The organism is Ureibacillus xyleni (assembly GCF_900217795.1).
In the GTDB taxonomy this organism is placed as follows: Bacteria; Bacillota; Bacilli; order Bacillales_A; family Planococcaceae; genus Ureibacillus; species Ureibacillus xyleni.
The window spans coordinates 122,001-139,916 of sequence record NZ_OBMQ01000005.1 but is presented as its reverse complement, the minus strand read 5'-3'; the positions used below and the strand labels follow the sequence as shown (position 1 = coordinate 139,916).

The 17,916-nt window shown below is 34.6% G+C and carries 18 protein-coding genes and 1 pseudogene; 9 read left to right on the top strand and 10 right to left on the bottom strand.

Annotated elements, in window-relative coordinates:
* The first annotated feature begins 61 nt into the window (after window positions 1-61).
* On the top strand, window positions 62-3,154 hold the full coding sequence (locus tag CRO00_RS09195) for an efflux RND transporter permease subunit (RefSeq protein ID WP_097073398.1): 3,093 nt from the start codon (window positions 62-64) through the stop codon (window positions 3,152-3,154).
* A 54-nt stretch (window positions 3,155-3,208) separates the two neighbouring features.
* On the opposite strand, the pseudogene CRO00_RS09190 reads toward CRO00_RS09195, so the two are convergent.
* A pseudogene (locus tag CRO00_RS09190) lies at window positions 3,209-3,414 on the bottom strand (DNA alkylation repair protein); the annotation flags it as partial.
* Window positions 3,415-3,488: 74 nt separating this feature from the next.
* Window positions 3,489-4,100 carry a SafA/ExsA family spore coat assembly protein gene (gene safA / locus CRO00_RS09185; RefSeq protein WP_097073397.1) on the bottom strand — a complete coding sequence of 204 codons (612 nt, stop codon included), beginning with the start codon at window positions 4,098-4,100 and terminating at the stop codon, window positions 3,489-3,491.
* A gap of 366 nt (window positions 4,101-4,466) precedes the next feature.
* Between safA and CRO00_RS09180 the strand changes: the two genes are divergently transcribed.
* The 4 genes from CRO00_RS09180 to CRO00_RS09165 all read left to right on the top strand — a co-directional run bounded on the left by CRO00_RS09180 (window position 4,467) and on the right by CRO00_RS09165 (window position 9,866).
* Window positions 4,467-6,182: an N-acetylglucosaminidase gene (locus CRO00_RS09180; RefSeq protein ID WP_097073396.1), complete on the top strand. Its 1,716-nt coding sequence runs from the start codon at window positions 4,467-4,469 to the stop codon at window positions 6,180-6,182.
* Between the two features lie 66 nt (window positions 6,183-6,248).
* Window positions 6,249-7,010, top strand: coding sequence for a peptidoglycan editing factor PgeF (gene pgeF, locus CRO00_RS09175; RefSeq protein ID WP_097073395.1), 762 nt, complete (start codon window positions 6,249-6,251; stop codon window positions 7,008-7,010).
* Window positions 7,011-7,248: 238 nt separating this feature from the next.
* Window positions 7,249-8,661 carry a glycoside hydrolase family 18 protein gene (locus CRO00_RS09170; protein WP_097073394.1) on the top strand — a complete coding sequence of 471 codons (1,413 nt, stop codon included), beginning with the start codon at window positions 7,249-7,251 and terminating at the stop codon, window positions 8,659-8,661.
* 14 nt (window positions 8,662-8,675) lie between these two features.
* Complete coding sequence (locus tag CRO00_RS09165; RefSeq protein WP_097073393.1) at window positions 8,676-9,866, top strand: M14 family metallopeptidase; 1,191 nt, start codon at window positions 8,676-8,678, stop codon at window positions 9,864-9,866.
* Between the two features lie 53 nt (window positions 9,867-9,919).
* Here the strand turns inward: CRO00_RS09165 and splB are convergent, their stop codons facing one another.
* Entirely contained in the window at window positions 9,920-10,948 is a 1,029-nt protein-coding gene (gene splB / locus CRO00_RS09160) for a spore photoproduct lyase (RefSeq protein WP_097073392.1), read from the bottom strand.
* Window positions 10,945-11,181, bottom strand: a complete 237-nt coding sequence (locus CRO00_RS09155; RefSeq protein ID WP_097073391.1) for a transcriptional regulator SplA domain-containing protein — start codon at window positions 11,179-11,181, stop codon at window positions 10,945-10,947. Before CRO00_RS09155 ends, splB begins: the two co-directional genes overlap by 4 nt.
* A gap of 174 nt (window positions 11,182-11,355) precedes the next feature.
* Here CRO00_RS09155 and CRO00_RS09150 point away from each other — a divergent pair, with 174 nt between their 5' ends.
* From CRO00_RS09150 to CRO00_RS09145, 3 genes are all read left to right on the top strand, one after another.
* On the top strand, window positions 11,356-11,955 hold the full coding sequence (locus CRO00_RS09150; RefSeq protein WP_097073390.1) for a hypothetical protein: 600 nt from the start codon (window positions 11,356-11,358) through the stop codon (window positions 11,953-11,955).
* 110 nt (window positions 11,956-12,065) lie between these two features.
* The gene (locus CRO00_RS20290) at window positions 12,066-12,236 is read left to right on the top strand and encodes a hypothetical protein (RefSeq protein ID WP_202615648.1); all 171 of its coding nucleotides are present in this window, start codon (window positions 12,066-12,068) and stop codon (window positions 12,234-12,236) included.
* Between the two features lie 13 nt (window positions 12,237-12,249).
* A complete protein-coding gene (locus tag CRO00_RS09145) occupies window positions 12,250-12,441 on the top strand; it encodes an H-type small acid-soluble spore protein (RefSeq protein ID WP_097073389.1) in 192 nt (63 codons plus the stop codon).
* A gap of 69 nt (window positions 12,442-12,510) precedes the next feature.
* Here the strand turns inward: CRO00_RS09145 and CRO00_RS09140 are convergent, their stop codons facing one another.
* Window positions 12,511-13,032: a hypothetical protein gene (locus CRO00_RS09140; protein ID WP_097073388.1), complete on the bottom strand. Its 522-nt coding sequence runs from the start codon at window positions 13,030-13,032 to the stop codon at window positions 12,511-12,513.
* Between the two features lie 204 nt (window positions 13,033-13,236).
* Here CRO00_RS09140 and CRO00_RS09135 point away from each other — a divergent pair, with 204 nt between their 5' ends.
* A complete protein-coding gene (locus CRO00_RS09135; protein ID WP_097073387.1) occupies window positions 13,237-13,560 on the top strand; it encodes a DUF5658 family protein in 324 nt (107 codons plus the stop codon).
* Between the two features lie 74 nt (window positions 13,561-13,634).
* Here CRO00_RS09135 and CRO00_RS09130 read toward each other — a convergent pair whose 3' ends face one another.
* From CRO00_RS09130 to CRO00_RS09110, 5 genes are all read right to left on the bottom strand, one after another.
* Window positions 13,635-13,997 (bottom strand): VOC family protein, encoded by a 363-nt coding sequence (locus CRO00_RS09130; protein WP_097073386.1) that lies wholly within the window; start codon window positions 13,995-13,997, stop codon window positions 13,635-13,637.
* A 12-nt stretch (window positions 13,998-14,009) separates the two neighbouring features.
* Window positions 14,010-14,792 carry a nucleotidyltransferase domain-containing protein gene (locus CRO00_RS09125; RefSeq protein WP_097073385.1) on the bottom strand — a complete coding sequence of 261 codons (783 nt, stop codon included), beginning with the start codon at window positions 14,790-14,792 and terminating at the stop codon, window positions 14,010-14,012.
* Window positions 14,793-14,872: 80 nt separating this feature from the next.
* Window positions 14,873-15,097: a DUF1540 domain-containing protein gene (locus tag CRO00_RS09120; protein ID WP_097073384.1), complete on the bottom strand. Its 225-nt coding sequence runs from the start codon at window positions 15,095-15,097 to the stop codon at window positions 14,873-14,875.
* 240 nt (window positions 15,098-15,337) lie between these two features.
* Window positions 15,338-16,702 (bottom strand): HD-GYP domain-containing protein, encoded by a 1,365-nt coding sequence (locus CRO00_RS09115; protein ID WP_161946653.1) that lies wholly within the window; start codon window positions 16,700-16,702, stop codon window positions 15,338-15,340.
* 415 nt (window positions 16,703-17,117) lie between these two features.
* The gene (locus CRO00_RS09110) at window positions 17,118-17,777 is read right to left on the bottom strand and encodes an N-acetyltransferase (RefSeq protein WP_161946652.1); all 660 of its coding nucleotides are present in this window, start codon (window positions 17,775-17,777) and stop codon (window positions 17,118-17,120) included.
* Between the last annotated feature and the right edge of the window lie 139 nt (window positions 17,778-17,916).

Genomic DNA, 17,916 nt, shown 5'->3' with positions numbered 1-17,916 from the left:
ACCAATTAGTCATTAGTATAAATAACGGAAACACAAGAGTCAAATGAGGGCAGGTGTAATAGTGAAAGGTTTAGTTAATTTCGTCCTGAAAAATAAACTTGCTGTATGGTTATTGACGATCATCATTACAGTATCGGGTATTTATTCAGGTACGCGTATGAAAATGGAGTCCATACCTGATATTTCTATACCATACTTAATTGTCATGGGTATTTATCCAGGTGCTACTCCAGAACAAGTGATGAATGAAGTATCTATACCGATGGAGAAGGCTGTTGAAAGTCTTGAAGATGTAAAAGCTGTATTCTCAAGTTCTTCATCAAACGTCTCTCAAGTTCAAATAGAGTATGAATATGGCGTAGATATGGATGAAAAAAAGCGCCAATTAGAGTCTGCTTTAGATAATGTAAAATTACCAGAAGTTGTAGAAGAACCTACTGTAATGGCAATCAGCATGAATATGATGCCAGTAATTGCATTATCCGTTAGTAGTTCAGAAGAAGATATTGTTGATTTAACGTCAACAGTTGAAGATGTATTATTACCGAAAATTCAAAAAATCGACGGTGTTGCTTCTGCAACAATTACAGGACAACACATCGAAGAAGTAAATTTCACATATGACGAAGAAAAAATGGCTACACTTGGCCTAACTGAAGATACAGTAAAACAAATGGTTCAAGCAAGTGATATGGCACTTTCTCTTGGTCTTTATGAATTTGTAGAAGGGGAAGAAGCTATTGCGATTGATGGCAAGTTTAAAACAGTTGATGAATTAAAAGAAATGCTGATTCCCGTAACACCGTCTGCTGAAAACCCAGTTCCTTTCGTAAGACTAGCTGATATCGCTAAAATCGAAACAGTAGGAAAAGTTCAATCTGTTTCACGTACAAATGGTGAAGACGCAATTGCTATTCAAATCGTTAAAGGTCAAGAAGCAAACACTGTAACAGTTGTAAATGCAGTAAAAGATTTAATTAAAGAGGAAGAAAAGAAGATTGATGGGTTAATCGTCGACATTTCTCTTGACCAAGGTGAACCGATTGAGGAATCTGTATTCTCAATGGTTGAAAAGGCTGTGTTTGGTGGTTTAATTGCTGTATTAATCATTTTACTATTCCTACGTGACTTTAAATCAACTATTATTTCAATTATCTCCATTCCGGTTTCAATCTTTATGGCATTATTATTGTTACACTGGATGGATATTACATTAAACATCATGACATTAGGTGCCGTTACGGTAGCAATTGGTCGTGTAATCGACGACTCCATTGTAGTGGTGGAAAACATCTATCGTCGTATGCACTTAAGAGAAGAAAAACTACGCGGCCGCGCATTAATTCGTGAGGCAACAATAGAGATGTTCAAACCAATTTTAGCTTCAACAATCGTAACGGTTGCAGTATTCGCACCACTTATTTTTGTTGGAGGCATGGTTGGAGAATTGTTTATGCCATTTGCATTAACAATGACCTTTGCATTAGGGGCTTCACTACTCGTAGCAATTACAATCGTTCCTGCACTTTCTCATTTCTTATTCCGTAAAAAATTATACGGAGAGAAAACAGAAAGTAGTCACAAAGAAGTTGGCAAACTTGCATTATGGTATAAAGGCGTATTAGAAAAAACGTTAAATCATAAGATTATCACTTCTCTAATCGCTATCATTTTATTAGTTGGTTCTCTTGCCCTTACACCTTTAATTGGTTTTAGTTTCATGGGAGCTGCTGAAGAAAAGGTAATGTACTTAACATACACACCTGCAGCAGGAGAACTAAAAGAAGAAACGTTAACAAACATTGAAGAAGTAGAAAAAGAATTAATGAAACGTAAAGATATTGACATTCTTCAATTATCTGTAACAGATTCTGAAAATGCTGATCCTACCGCAATGATGATGGGTGGTGGAGGAGGCGGTGCATTAATGTACCTAATCTTTGACCCAGATATGGAAAACTTCCCAGAGGCACGGGAAGAAGTAGAGGAATACGTATTTAACATCGGCCAATCTGGTGAATGGAAATCCCAAAACTTCACTTCTATGTCCATGTCATCAAATGAAATCAGCTATACTCTTTATAGTGAAGATTTAGATGACTTAATGAAAGCAGTTGACCAAGTAGAAGATGCTTTGGTAGGTGTGAAAAACTTAGAAGATATCTCAAGTGATGCCGAAGACCCATATGTAGAAAATGTCTTCAAAGTGGATCAAAAACACGTTTTACAATATGGCTTAACAACTGGTCAAATCGTAATGGCACTTTCGGATAAAGGAAGTAAAGAAGTTCTATCTACCGTTGAATCAGACGGAAATGATATTGATGTAATCATTCAACGTAAAGCAAAAGCTACACCAAAAACGTTAGAAGAAATGCTAGATATCGAAATTGAAACAGGTATTGGTACTACGATGCCTTTATCAGAGCTTGTTACTTTAGAAAAAGGCACAACTCTTAATACATTAAACCGTTCTAAAGGCGAATACTATGCAACGGTTTCTGGTACTGTTGTTGGGGATGATATTTCTGAAGCGTCACAAGCAGCAGATAAGAAGATTGACAAACTTGACTTACCAAAAGGTGTAACAACAGGGGTAGCTGGTGTTGCAGCAGATATGGCTGAAACATTCACTCAACTTGGTGTTGCAATGATTGCAGCAATCGGTATTGTATACTTTGTATTAGTTGTAACATTTGGTGAAGGGTTAGCTCCATTCTCAATTTTATTCTCATTACCATTTACAGTCATCGGTGCATTTGTTGGTCTTTTCATTACAGGACATACAATTTCCGTTCAAGTAATGATGGGGCTATTAATGTTAATTGGTATCGTTGTAACAAACGCTATTGTATTGGTAGACCGAATCATTCATATGGAACGTGACGGACTTTCAATGCGTGAAGCCATCTTAGAAGCAGGGGCTACACGTTTACGACCAATCTTAATGACAGCCATTGCAACAATCGGTGCAATGTTACCAATGGCAATTGGATTCGGCGGCGGTGGCGGTTTAATGTCAAAAGACTTAGCAATCACAGTAATTGGCGGTTTACTAAGTTCTACATTATTGACATTAGTTGTTGTACCAATCGTTTACGAAATCCTTTCTAAAATGCTTAAGAAAAACCGTAAAGAAATACAAGAGGATTAATCAAAAAGGTGTCTCACTCAAATAGTGGGACACCTTTTTTTGTTGAAAAGAGCATTAACATCTTACATATTTACGTTTAAAACCAACCCTACCTTTATCAACTTCTTTTTGAATAGTTTCGTAAGCGTTTAGGGAACTACTTTTCTTCTTGTCCCGTTTAATTTCCACTATACCTACTGCTTTTGCTGTCTCAATTGCTTTCTCATGTAGTGGTACAAAAAATTATTCATGGAAGATTTCATTCTTTCTGGTGAATCATTTTATGATTATTTTAGCATTTAACTTGCTATTAAAAAAACGCCGAGAACAATTTGTTCCCGACGTACATTTGTTACTATTTTTGAATAAACATTTGTGTCCAGTAATGGCCATCTGCTACATAACCAACACCAATATGAGTAAAGTTTTTGTTTAAAATATTTGCTCTGTGACCTGAACTATTCATCCAAGCATTCACAACTTCTGCTGCTGTACGTTGGCCTTGTGCAATATTCTCCCCTGCTGAGCGATAGTTAATGCCATAGTTTTTCAACATCGTAAATGGTGAACCATAAGTTGGGCTAGTGTGGTTAAAGTAATTTTTGTCTGCCATATCCTGTGATTTATCTTCTGCTACACGAGCTACTTCCCAATCACTTTTTAATGCTGGAAGTCCAACTTTCGCTCTCTCAACATTTACTAAACGAACAACTTCTGTCTCAACTGCTTGTCCTTCTTGTTCTGGTACGTTAATTTTTTGACCTGGATAAATTAAGTTTGGATTTGCAAGTTGTGGATTTACATTGATTAATTCTTGAACACCTGTTTGAGTTTTTACTGCTATTTTCCAAAGAGTATCCCCTGAAGTTACTGTATATGATGAATTAGCTGCTAATGCAGTTACCGGTATTAATAAAGATGCTCCAAGAATAGTTGCCATAACGCCTTTTTTCAATTGGTTAAACATCGTATCAATCCTTCCTGTTTGTTGTACCTTTATACTAAAATAGTTTTCTATAAAATTTAACCCCGCAAATATTGGTTATATTGTTACGAAATCGTTACGTTTATTAACAATTAATCTTGAAACCCTAAATTATCAAAGTTTGTTTAAGCGCAATAATTGTTATACATGAAATAATATTTAGTTTGGTAATTTTTTCTGTTAGTAAATTAGAGTAACTTACCAAAATTTTGAGCGAAAAATTTTATTAATAATCTATCAATCTATATAATTAGAAAATAGAGGGGAACCAAACATTGCCAGATTATATTAATAGTTTCCTTAACTGCTATAATGATAGAATATTAATAGAAAGGAGATGGTTAACTTATGCTTAAATTTAAAAAGCAATGGAAGTTTATTTGTTTACTTCTAACGGCACTATTCCTAATAATTCCATCGAATGCTAGTGCATCAAACCTATCTGAAAAGGTTGAAAATGTGCCTACCAACAAAGAGTGGAAAATTACGTTTAACAACCCTGTTGACAAGAATACTGTCAATCAGAACACTATTTATGTGACAAATAGTCAAAACGTAAAACAAGATGTTACGTATTCTATTAACGAAAAAATCGTAACAGTTCATCCTCCTAGTGAAGGCTACGAACTTGGTCAAACCTACACATTACATATTACGAAAGCCGTTTCTGGAATGGTAAATAACCAGAATAAAACTTTGAAACAAGCAATTGCAAAACCATTTAAAATTACTGAAGGATACTCCGTTGTGGCTATACAACCAAATGGCACTTCTACAAAAGTAGCAAACTATGAAACTTTTGAACAAGCAAATGCCAATTTAAAATCAAATCAAGGAATTATGCAAAATGGCGAATATTTAAAAATTCCTAGTGGTTTCGTTTCTACTAAAGTTATGACAGTTTATTATGGTGATCCAACTTTCAAAAAGGATTACGGTGGAATTGCAGAAAATAATGAATTAGCCTATGTAGACTCAAACGAAGACTATGTGAAGGTCAATGTAGCTGGTCAAGAAATGTATGTGAAGCATGGAGATGTAAAACTTACGCCTGCACCCAATGTGAAATCCTATTATTCAGCTAATAGTACAGGATTATATCATTACGTATATCGTCCTCTTTCAGGAAAATATGATGGTGCTTATTTAATTGGTGAAAAACCCACTTTCATGACAAATGGCGAAAAGTATTATAGCATGGATGGAATTAACTTCTATGATGCTAACGGGAAATTTGTAGGTAAAAGCTATTCCTATTTCCAATACATGTCTCCGCGTGTTCCTACTAGCTATACGGCAGCACAGTTAGATCAGTATATTGCAAGTGCACTCCAAGAAAGACAAAATTCAGGTGCAGCAAGATATGCGAACGCAACAACGAAAAGCAAATTAAAAGGACTTGGAAACACATTAAAGACTATTGAAAAAGAACATCGTGTTAATGCGTTATTCATCCTTGCCCTTGCAATCCACGAAAGCGACTATGGAATGAGTTGTCATGCTCAATACTATAACAACTTATTTGGTCTAAACGTTCCTGATCATGATGATTCTTGTTCATCGGTAGTAGACAAGAACTCTAAGAAGTTTTTCACTTCAGTAGAGAAAAATATTAACGATTTTATCAGCAGCATAAACTCAACTTATTTTAACCCACTTAAAATGGATGCCTTCCAATATAACGGGGTTGCTTTAGGGAATAAAATGATTGGCATGAATGTTCGTTATGCAACAGATCCTTATTGGGGAGCAAAAACAGCGGGCCATATGTATAGTACTGATAAAAAACTCGGCGGCAAAGATTACAAAAAGTATCAAGTTGGCATTACAACAACTGAACAAGTTAGTGTTCGAACTGAGCCAATTGTTAAAAATAATCCGTCGAACCGCGCATATCAGTATTTAGTTTATGGTTCAATTAAACGCTTAGATAAAATGCCGATCACTATATCAAATACGCCATCTGAAAATCTAGATTGGTACCGTGTGATTTCTGAATTATCAACTAGTGGTACAGATTTATATACAGTAGTAGATAATGTAGAAATCGTACCTACACACTAATAAAAAAGTCGTTCCAATGTTTGGGACGGCTTTTTGGGTATGTTATGATGAAATTGGGGTGATGAAATGAAATCAAAATTTTACTTAGATAATCATTTGCTTATTTGTGGAACAACGCTAAAAGACGAGTCAGAACCCGAGCAAAATAATATGGCCTTACATGTTTGTGAAAACCCACAACAGGTGATTGAAAATCGATTAAAATTAGCATCTACTTTAAATTGTGGCATCGAACAATTCGTTTGTGCGAACCAAACCCATAGCGCCAATGTCCACCGAGTTACAGTAACTGATAGCGGTAGAGGAGCTCTTAGCACAGAAACTGCGATTAATAATACAGATGCACTTTATACTTACGAACCTAATATTTTATTATGCACATTTACTGCAGATTGTGTTCCTGTCATTTTTTATCATGAATCGGCTGGACTAGTCGGTGTTATTCATTCAGGATGGCAAGGAACAGTAAAGGAAATAACAAGGAAAGTGTTTCAGCATTTAGTACATGTTGAACATTGTAATCCAACTGGTTTTCATGTCATACTTGGACCCGCCATTAGTCAAGAAAAGTTCGAAGTAGATGAAGATGTATATTTGAAATATAAAAACCTTGGTTATGCTGATGACTTTATTACTTTTAATAATGGAACGGAAAAGTACCATATAGATAATCAAAAAACTGTGAAGAAGCAATGCGAGCTAGCAGATATCCCATCAGAAAATATTCAACTCGATCTAACATGTACTTACAAAAGTTTGGAAGGCTTTTCATATCGGGAAGATAAAAAAGCTGGAAGACATTTGAGTTTTATTATGAGAAAGAAGTAATATAGTATTGCCTATGAAATAATTACTAATAATCCGGGTATGCCACAATGCCCGGTTATTATATCAGGTACTTACCTCTACCCACAATTCGTCGTTCTATGAAAAACTAAAACCCTGCCACCCAAAGTTAAATCCCCGAATTTATAGGTAATCCCTCCTTCTCTTTAAATTTAACTGCTACTTTTTTTAAAACTTTCATATATTACTCTATTGAACATATTTTAGAGGGGGCTATGTAGTGCTCGTACATGTTGTGCGACAAGGAGAAACACTTTGGTTACTTGCAAGCCGCTATAACGTAAGCGTGGATAATATTATGAAAGTTAATCAGCTGCCAAATCCAAATCAATTATTAATCGGCCAAGCAATTGTCATTCCTACAGCTGGTGCCATTCACACCGTTCAAGTTGGCGAAAATTTATGGACCATTGCACAAAACTACGGAATTTCTGTTAATTCCATCATTATGGCAAATAGATTGACGAATGCAAACTCGATTCTTCAAGGAACAACTTTATATATTCCACCAATCATCCACACCGTCCAACTAGGGGAAACATTATGGCGAATTGCTAATAAGTACAGAACAACCGCTCAAGCCATCATGAATGTTAACAAAATCCAAAATCCTAATATCATCATTGCTGGTACTCAACTACAAATTCCTAGGAAAAGGCCAACCATCCAAGTGAATGCTTATACGTATCAGAAGGATGAAGAAGCTACACAAACTGTTAATGAACTTGGCCACCTTTTAACCTATTTAAGTCCTTTTGCTTACATGATTAAAGAAGATGGTACGCTTCAACCATTTAAAGAGGATCTAATGCTAGAAGCTGCTCGTTCTAAAAATGTGACACCTATGCTTTCAATTACAAACCTTTCTACGACTGACGTAGGAACAAATTTAGCTCATGAAGTTTTAGCAAACCCTAATATTCGTGAAAAGCTAATTGCAAATATTCTTATCGTAATGGAGGACAAAGGATATAAAGGGTTAAATATAGATTTTGAATATGTGCAACCAGGAGACCGTGAAAATTACAATCAATTTATTCAGCTTGCAGTGGATCGCCTACACCCAAAAGGCTATTTTGTGTCAACAGCCGTAGCACCAAAAACAAGTGGGGCACAGGAAGGTTTATTATATACAGCTCATGACTATGAAGCTCATGGTAGAATAGCCGATTTTGTGGTGCTTATGACATATGAGTGGGGATGGAGGGGGGCTTCTCCACAGGCGATTTCACCGATAAATCAAATGCGACGAGTAGTCGAATATGCACTTTCTGTTATGCCTGCAGAAAAAATCTTTTTAGGTTTTCAAATCTATGCAAGAGATTGGAAAATCCCTCATAGAGAGGGGGCTGTCGCAGAAACCTTTAGTCCTCATGAAGCGATTCGCCGCGCAACAAGATATAATGCGACGATCCAATACGATGAAACAACGCAATCGCCATTTTTCCGATATGTCGATGAGAAAGGGCAAGGTCATGAAGTATGGTTTGAAGATGCTCGCAGTGCCCAAGCAAAGTTTAATATGGCCAAACAATATAATTTAAAAGGAATCAGTTATTGGGCATTAGGCTACCCATACCCACAAAATTGGGCGTTATTAGAAGACAATTTTGAGATAGAAAAGCTCGTATAAAGAGGAGGAATGAAATGGATATATACGTTCGACCCGGAGTATCCTTTTGGTATTTAAGCCAAGTATTTTCGATTCCACTTCGATTAATTATCGACTCAAATCGCAATATCAATCCACAATTCTTAAACATAGGGCAAACATTACGCGTCCCAGGTTACGTAACGATCAATTATCAAATAAGAAGCGGAGATACTTTATGGTTAATTGCCGAGCGAAATAATTTACCTGTTGAAACACTTTTCCTTGTAAACCCTAACTTAAATCCAAATCGCCTTCAAATAGGGCAATCAATTCGGATTCCACGGAGGGTCACTTGGCGTTTTGTTAATGGCAAACAAGACTACGATTACAATACGATGATGAATGATTTATGGACACTCGTTGCCGTTTATCCATTTATACAAATGGCGCCAATTGGCAATACCGTGTTAGGACTAGATATTCCTGAAGTAGTCATCGGGAATGGTTCTAAACGAGTTCATTACAATGCCTCTTTCCATGCAAACGAATGGATTACTACACCTGTTTTAATGACTTTTTTAAATGACTATTTATTATCGCTTACCAATCAAAATTCAATTCGTGGCTTATCCTCACTTCCTTTATATCTTCAAACATTGCTCTCAATCGTACCAATGGTGAATCCAGATGGTGTAAATTTAGTGATTAATGGTGCCCCACAAAATGCATCTTGGAGAAATCAGGTGATTGAGTGGAATAATGGGAGCTCTAATTTTTCTAATTGGAAATCCAATATTAATGGGGTGGATTTAAACGATCAATTCCCTGCAAATTGGGAAAAGGAACGTGACCGAAATCCAAAAACACCAGGTCCAAGAGATTATGGGGGGGAAGCACCACTTACTCAACCAGAGGCAATTGCAATGGCGGACTTAACTAGTAGAAGAGATTTCTCGAGGGTACTTGCCTTCCATACACAAGGAGAAGTCATCTACTGGGGTTACGAAAATCTAGAGCCTCCTGAATCCGAAGTAATGGCAAATGAGTTTAGTCGGGTAAGTGGCTATCAACCAGTAAAAACATTAGAAAGCTATGCAGGTTACAAAGATTGGTTTATTCAAGATTGGCGTAGACCTGGATTTACGATTGAGCTCGGCACAGGTACAAATCCTCTTCCTCTATCTCAGTTTGATGAAATTTACGAAGAAACCCTTGGAATCTTTTTAGCAGGTCTTTATATGTAAAAATAAAAATGCCGGATATCAAGGACTAAAATTGTCTTTGTATCCGGCATACATTATGTGAAATATTCTATTTTGGCCTTTGGGAAAAACTTTTCCATTGAACGATACAATTGTTCTTTCATTTCTTCCTCTTCATCTTTTTGATAGATAAATTTATTAATTCCATACTTTCCCCATTTTACACGTCTTTTTGCTTCGTCTAATTCAAGCTTAGTCATTGGGTAATTTTTTTCTATCACCTTTTTTGCAGGTCTTGTGAAACGGTGTTGAATAAATTCAAACGTAATATCATCCCGCACATCTTGAGGAAGTTCTGCATCAAGCCTTTCAAACATATGATGATATCCCTCTTGCCATCCTTCATGTAAATAAATAGGTGCCACAATAAATCCTAAAGGGTACCCCGCTCTTGCTACTTTCCCAGCCGCTTCAATTCTACTTGCTAACGGAGAAGTTCCCGGCTCAAAATGTTTAATAACATAATCCGCATTCACACTAAAGCGAAAACGAGTTTTCCCATTATGTTTCGCATCAAGTAAATGGTCCACATGATGAAATTTCGTAACAAATCGTAAATGTCCATATTCGGTTTGTCCAAAATGTTCAATCGCTCTTTTTAAAGTATGGGTTAGGTGATCAATACCTACAATATCTGAAGTACACGATGCTTCAAACCGTGTAATTTCAGGGGCACGTTCAGCCATGTATTTGTCTGCTTGCTCCAATATTTCTTCCACATTAACATATGTACGAATATATGGTTTGCTGCCCATCGTTGTTTGTAAATAACAGTAATGGCAATGTCCCATACATCCCGTTGCAAATGGAATGGCATATTCAGCAGATGGTTTTGACGTATCAAATTTTAACGTTTTTCGTACTCCCACTACTAAGGTTGATTTTGCAATACGATACTTTTGAAAATCATTGTCTCCAGGAAGATTCCGAATTTGATTGTGGGAAGTTGTCGTACGAATTTCAATTCCCATATTTTCAAATTTATCTTTTAATTCTTTTCCAAGAGGATAGTCTAAAGCTGTTGGTTCAAAATAAACAAGCTGAGGGATAAATGGCTTTCTCATGCTGTATCTTCCCCAAAATATTTGTCATAAGCTTGCTCTGCTTCTTCGATTGTGGAGTAAATAGCTAATTCTTTTGTTAAAGGATAATACGTTTCATACAAAAATACGGCCAATTCTTTTGGATTTTCTGGGTTTTTAACAATTGCTGCTTCCTGAATTGTAGCTACATCCGGTATATGCGGATTTCGAATAAACACATACACAATGTCACCCGCTTTATACTTATTAAACATGTCTTCTCCTCCTTAACCATTAGCATGTCAAAAAGTAGAATAAATTATGTCTTAAAACTTTTCTCCTAAAAATAATTTATTGGGACAAAATAACAATCGAATATAGGTTGAATATAATAAATCGTGGTTTATTATAAAAAATTCCCAACTTATTTGGGAGGATTGGAGACCCCAATGAGAAAACTTTTGCTTTTTATTTTAGTTGCTTCATTCATGTTTTTGTTCGGTTGTAGTGCATTTTTACCAAAAGAAGAACCTACAACACCAGTTACTAGCGAACAACAACCTCCTAAAGCAGAAGAAACGAAAGACACTCCAAACGTTACAAAACCAACCGAACCAGCTATATCTAACTCCAATGAAGACCTAGCAGATGCATTTTCTAACTATTTGGATGATATCGTAGTACTAGCACCAGAGGAAGAGCGCTTAATCGGATTGTATGACAGTGTAACGGGTGTTAACTATGTGGATGATGAAACGATGTACTACACACTGGTAGATGAAGTATTACCAGGTTATCGCCAATTTGTAATTGACTTAGAAGCCATTATGCCAAAAAATCAAGAAATACGGGACTTACATGAAACGTATATTGATGCAGCAAATATCCAATATAACGCATTTGCAATAATGATTGCTGCATTAGAAGAACAAGACAGTAATAAAATGACAGAAGCTAATCAAGGATTGGACGAAGCAAGACAACTAATTCGAGATTGGCTGTATGGAGTGGAAGATCTTTCATCAAAAACAGGAGTAAGTTTAGAATAAAGTAAGTTGTACACAACATGTAGAATTTTTGCATGTTGTGTATTTTTTTGTGATAAAAAAATTGAGACGATGCCATATTAAGAATGAACAATTAGAAGGGAGTGTTTCTAATGGGTAGAGACGATAGCAAGAGTAAAGGTACAAACAAGCAATCATTGCCCCAAACACCAGAAAATTTAAAGATAGCTCCAAACAAAATGAGAGAAGAAATTGCATCAGAACTAGATGAACTTCACCAACTAGTTGAAAAGACGAAACATAATACAAAGCGTAAGCAATAGGAGGCCTTTTACTTTGGAATTTAGCCGTGCTCAGGAAATTTACTCTTCCCCTAAAGAATATGAAGTAAGTTATAATGGTGTTTCAATATGGATTGATAAATTACATGAAGACGGAAAGACTGCCACAGTACATTTAAGACATTCCTTAGAAGAACGCTCCGAAGTAGACATTTCGGAATTAAATGAGGAATACTTAATTCAATAACGTTTCACTATGTCAACTATCGTTAGCCAAAAGGGAGCCCACTGCATTTTCGTAGTGGGCTTAAAACAGTTAGTACCTCAAAAATTCCTCTATCAAATCCTTTACAATCCCATATGTGATAAAAAGCGTCGGAATAATTAATATACAGAATGCAATGTAACAATATTTAATACGTGATGTTGACTTCTCAACCCAATTCTCAATGATATTTACGAACTTTGCTAATAGAAGACCACCTATTATGAAAAGAAGGGAAAATAAAATTATCCCTAGAGGTTTCTGGGGACCATTTAATTCACTATTCGGTTCATCTGAAAAAAAGAAGGGATAACTAAAAATACATAAAACAATGAATCCATATAACATTCCGCTTAGGATCCAATTCCGAGCTAAATACATACGACAATACATATACAACATGCTGACAGCTAATGTAAATCCAGTTCCCATCAAAACTAATAAGAATGTCCCTTTAAAAGTAAAACCCGTCGAAAGATTAGGATAGATAATTGCTACGATTTTCATTATAAGCCGCAATAATACTCCCACAATAAAACCAGCACCAACTGCTGCGATAAAGCCAATCCCCATTTGTTTAATCCCATTAATAAGCCTTGGCCTGATGTGAATACCCCCTAAATTTGATCATTCTACACATTTTATTTCCATAAATAATAAATATTTACTAAATCAAATAAATATTATAAAGGGTAAAAAGTTAACATTACTCACCGTATTAAAACTGTTATTTATGTAAAAAATAGGGATGTAATTATTTAACAAGGGGTAGATCAGATGGAAAGAAAAAGTTGGGTTGTATTACTCGGAGTTTTAGTAGCGCTTTTGAATGTTTTTGATGGAATAGCCACAAACTTTGGATTGATGAATGATTTCATTGATGAATTAAATCCTATAATGAATTCCATTTTTTCAGCGAGTCCTGTCTTTTTTGTATGTCTCAAGCTTGGATTGTCTTTGTTAATTATCTATGTATCATTCTTAGTTTATAAGAATAGTAAAGATGCCTTCCAAAACATTTATATTATAGCCTTAGTAGGAGTTAGTTGTATGTATGTAGGAATTTTCGGTTTACATGTTTTCTGGATAAGTCAATTATAAATGAGAAAAACCACACCTATCCCGATGTGGTTTCTTTTATCTAAAATGCCCTAGTTCGTTTAGGATGCTATCTATTAACCTCTTAGTAAAAATGTATTTCCATCTTCATCACTAAATTGTACAAAAGTACCCCATTGCATTTCTTGTGGTTCGCCTTTAAACGATACGCCATTTTCTCTCATCGTTTCATACGTTTCTAAAACATTGTCACACTCAAAAACAATTGACGCTTTTAAGTTTTCAGAGCCTTTCATCATTGCTTTTGGATAAATAACGAGGCGACTCTTTGCATTCTCTGGAGCTACCTCAAGCCAAAATGCATTCGGCCCCATTGGATGCTCTGCTATTACTACAAACCCAACTTTCTTCGTCCAAAATTCCTTTGCTTTTTGTTGATCGTCTACATAAATTGCTACAGTTCCAATATTGGTAATCATTTTTATACTCCCTTATATCGAATTACCCCATACTGTTTTCAACGTTTCTCTAAATAGATGATTTAATTGTTCAGTATGGTCTATACAACTTACAGTATGTGAATTTAAAAATTCTTGCAAACGAATAAGTTCGTGTTCTATAAATTCATTTATTGCCTTAAAATCCCCATGAAACCCCAATATATTAGAATTCCGCTTCAGATTTAACAGAGTGTTTATCTCTACTTTTAACTCATTATTTATATCTAATATTTGCAACAACTGTTCAAAATGTATTGGGGGGAAAGTTTGGTTTTTAACTATCCAATGACAAACAAATAATGACCTTAACACATAAAAATATAGTTTACTATTCTGAGAACATTTTCGGTAATTTGTCCTAGCTATATTAAAATAATGGTATAAACATACTTTTGTATTAAAAACAGATAACTCCAATGCATTTAACTGCTCAAAAAAAGTAGGCACTTGATAATACACAATTTCGCTTTTTAGCCATTCAAATATAGTGGGATTGCTTTTTCTAAATAAACGTAAAGCTTTCGTAATTTCCCAACCATTCATATCTAAATCGTTATTGATAGGTACTTCGATGACATCCTTTTTCCCTCCTACTCCTTGTGGATCAATGGAAAGATACCATTGAGGTGAGGGACAGTAAATAAATCGAACATCATAATCACTATCATTGGAGGAATAACCCCATGCTCGACTACCTGATTCCACTGCAAACAGTACTTTAACATGAAACTCATCTTCAATCTCTTCTAATTTATCTAAAATTAAATTTTTCATTTCATCACTCTTTAATATTATTTAAAAGGGACTAAGAGAACACGCTCTATAGTCCCTCATAATCAATGTTTTGTAAGCTGCTAACTTTTCTTTTTATTTTGCGGTTTGAACGTTTTACAACATGTTTCATTAGAGTTCTTCGCTTCTTCTGAAACTGCGTCGAAGTCTAAATCAGTAGCAAACTCTGTATTTCTGTTTTTAGAGTGGTAATCCATGTCTACTTGAATTTTTTCTGCACCACAAATATTTCCTTCTTTATGGAAAAAACAGTTTGAAACAGCACAGTTTACTTGTACGTTTGTCATTAGCAGCGTTCCTCCTCATTGATTTTTATAGAGAATCAAAGCCTAAAAATAAGAATGGATTCTCTTAACGTATTTTGTCCATTTTAAAATAATTTATTGATACAGTTTTATATTATTGAAGTTAAATTTTTATACTAACATTATTGCTATATGTTTTTTGCATGTTCATCACGATTACGAATAAAAAAAGGAGATTTTACACTATTATAATAGTAGAAAATCCCCTTTCTCTAACTCATGCTATTTTAAATTTGTCACTAAGATATCTTTAATTCTCAAGAAGGCATCATGCTCTTCACCCGTAGAAAGCTCGCCTTCCAATTTTTTAGATTCGATCTCTTTAATAAGGCGGACAATGACATCGATGAAAATATTATTTATTCCTAAACCATCCGTAAGTAAATTATAAAAATTCAGTGCTTCTTCCATATTGCCACTAATCAGATTTGAGGAGAAATAATTCCAATAAAGCTCTTTTTTATCGATGGAGTCTTCTCCTGAAGTATCGACAACCTGATCCCACTCTACAAAGCGGCTAATTGTAACCGAAAAGTTTAAAGGAAGCTGATACACTTTCCTTGTTCCAATTTCCTCTAAAATTGGAAAATAGGGCTGATTATCATTTACAAAACGAATACGTGCCTTCTTACCATTTGATAATTTTACGATACTAGAAGTCGGATATATGTTTATTAACTCCATTAATTTAATAACATATTTTATATCATATTTATTTCCTTTACTTAGCAATAACTCAATTGCTTTTTTCGCAGGGAATGCCTCACGATAAGCTCGTTGTAATGTTAATGCCGAGTAAGTATCAACTACACCTAAAAGACGAACCTCTTCTGAAAGATCGTCCCCCTTTAACCCTTCTGGATAACCTGTGCCATCTAAACGTTCATGGTGTGATTTTACTATATCTAAAAATGGGCCAATGATTTTATGTTTAACAATAAAGTCTATTCCATATAGAGTATGTTTTTGGATTTCATCAAATTCTGCCTTTGAAAGTGCCCCTTCTTTTTGCAGCAATTCATTTCCAATATCTAACTTTCCTATATCATGAAGTAAACAGCCCATTGCAAAGGAACGAACATCTTTAATCCCAGACTTTTCAGCTAAAAGAGATCCTAATAAAAATACATCGAAGGTATGATAATAACTATATGGGTCTTTTTTCTTTAGATTAAATAGGGCGATAGATATTTCGGTATTTAATAATGATGAAATAAATAAATTCTCAAGCCATGATATATTTGTGTCACTATTTAAAATCAAACCGTATCTTGTTTCACTTACAACATACTGCAAACTTTCGAAAAATAATTTTTTTATATCAAATAGCTCTTTAGAATAAAATATTTTTTCTTTCTTTTTTACAGCAGTTTGATATGATTGCAATAGCTCTTCATCTGGATGATTATCGTTCTTAATATATAAGCTATTTAACTTTGTTATACCCCAACTTTTTAAGTTTTTTAAGATCATATCATCAATTTGAGTTCCAGCTTTTATTAATAACGTTTTATTAAAATAAATATCGTTGGGAATAACCTCCCCCTTTTTTAATCCCCTTATATATTGTATATCTATATTTGACATCATTATCCCCCTTCGAGATAGCAGTACTTTTAGTTTATTAATATGGTTATTATAACCTAGTTAACGATAGAAGTAGTATATTATTTTTTACTATAATTTAGCATTTATATAATCAATAATCATTAATAACCTACCCTATAATAAGAGAAAGATGACATAAAATAATAATTTTCTTCTTAACTTCATAGATTTTTTCATTCAGAGAAGGTTGAAATGTTGAATTCTTAGGTGATAGGAAATTTTAATAATCGAGATGTGTTTAAAAAGGATTAGATACATATGAAGGAGGATACTGTCTTAAGAGGTAGATGATTAGGTATTCCTAAAAATAAGGAAAAAAACTGCACCTCTATAAAAGAAGTGCAGATTTATATTATTTATTTAATATTTTTGTTAAATAATTTTCCGTTAGACATTATTGAGCTAATTTTTCAATACTTCCTTTAAGCCAAAGAACTTCAGAGACTGGCTGCGGATTGCGACCGTAAATTTCTTTTACTTTGTAAGCATGAACCTCTGTATAGATTTCCTTCATTCGATCTAGTACCCATTTTTCTGAAACAGGTGATTGAGACCAGCAATAAATATCCATCTTGTTCAACTCACTTGTTACATTATGGATCCTCTCATACCCAATATCCATTTTTTCGAAGTTATGGCGTTCATAAAATCGCACTCGTTTTTCCGAATCTGGATCATCCATGCAAATAGGTTCAACTTCAAGAATTATTGCTTTTCCCTTACTCTTTAATTCGTTTAGTACTATACTGCCGACACCTTTACCTCGATTTGTCCCAGAAACTAAAATATAGTCGATGAAAATATAATCTTGCTGCTCAAAATAAACCACAATATAATCTGGGCCTTCCATTAGTTGATACATTGCTTGTTCTTGAAAAAGTATTTCAAAGTGCTCTTTTGATTTCATTTCTCTCTCTGGGAAATACTCTCTCAACCTATTAAACCAGTTACTAGTACTAAATACTTCCTCGATTAAGCTTGCCTTTAAACTTTCTCCTCTTTGCATTAGCAATGTAACATACCCCTTTTGTTCCGGTAATACTTCAATTTTCATTTAAATCTGAATATTGAGCAAGACCTATTCTACCATCAAATTGGTAATTTGATTTTTAAAAAATTGTTAAGAAAATATTACACACATTAAATTTTGTAAGAATATTGAAATCATTTGTCGAAACAATTTGAATTCTGAT